Consider the following 893-nt stretch of genomic DNA (forward strand, 5'->3'; position numbering starts at 1 on the left):
TGGGGGTTCGCGGAGAGCGCGAGGTGGACGCCGGTGACGTCGTGCCCGGCCTCGGCGGCCCGGGCGGCGGCGACGGCGGAGTCCACGCCGCCGGACATGGCGGCGAGCACGCGCAGACGGGGGGCGGCTTGCGCAGGGGGTCCCGTTCCGGCTCCGGGCCGGAAGGGGGCTGCTCGTTGCTCATGGCCCGAGTGCACCCCGCGCCGGCGACCCGCGCATGCCGCGCGGGTCAACCGGGGTAGTCGTTCGGCCGTCCGGGTCAGCCTGCCCCGGCCGGGGGTCGGGCTCGGGTGGGTCGGCGCCCGGCCACGAAGGTGCGGGCCGCCCGGTCGTGCCAACCCTGGCGCCAGGGCCGGTCGAACAGGGCGAGCACCACGCCGATCACCCCGATCACCGACCACCACAGGATCGTGTGGGTGAACCAGCGGATCACCGCCGTGCCGACCCCGGGGCGGTCCCGGCTCTCCATGTCCACCACCCGCAGGCCGCACAGCGCCTTGCCCGGGGTGCGCCCCCACAGCGCGGTGGGCAGCGCCTCCACCAGGAAGCCGACCAGCAGGAAGACGCCGAGCACCATGGCCAGCCACGGTCCGGTGGTGCCGTCCACCAGCCAGACGTCCTCGGTCACCCCCGCCGACTCCACGGCGGCGATCTTCGCCTCGACGTGCTCGCGGGCCGGTACCGCGAAGGGGAGCGCGACCGCCGCCGCCGCGGCGGCCGGCAGCACACCGTCGACCAGTCGGGCGAGGATCCGGCGGATCGGGGCACCCGGATAGGCGTCGTCCTGCGTCTCCCAGGGCGCGGGGGCCCGCACGGCGAGACCGGCCTCGGTGAGCGGGGACATCCGCGGGGCGCCGAGCACGCCGGCGGAGCTCGGATGGACGGGCCGGGGC

At 77.2% G+C, this 893-nt stretch carries 1 protein-coding gene and 1 pseudogene; both read right to left on the reverse strand.

Annotated features, from left to right (window positions below; all coding sequences use genetic code 11):
• Positions 1-116 (reverse strand): annotated as a pseudogene (locus FNQ90_RS25090) (tRNA 2-thiouridine(34) synthase MnmA); the annotation flags it as partial.
• A 143-nt stretch (positions 117-259) separates the two neighbouring features.
• Positions 260-893 (reverse strand): RDD family protein (locus FNQ90_RS25095; protein WP_228471597.1); only part of this gene is annotated, 634 nt, incomplete at its 5' end.

Source organism: Streptomyces alkaliphilus, assembly GCF_014141535.1.
Classification (GTDB): Bacteria; Actinomycetota; Actinomycetes; order Streptomycetales; family Streptomycetaceae; genus Streptomyces; species Streptomyces alkaliphilus.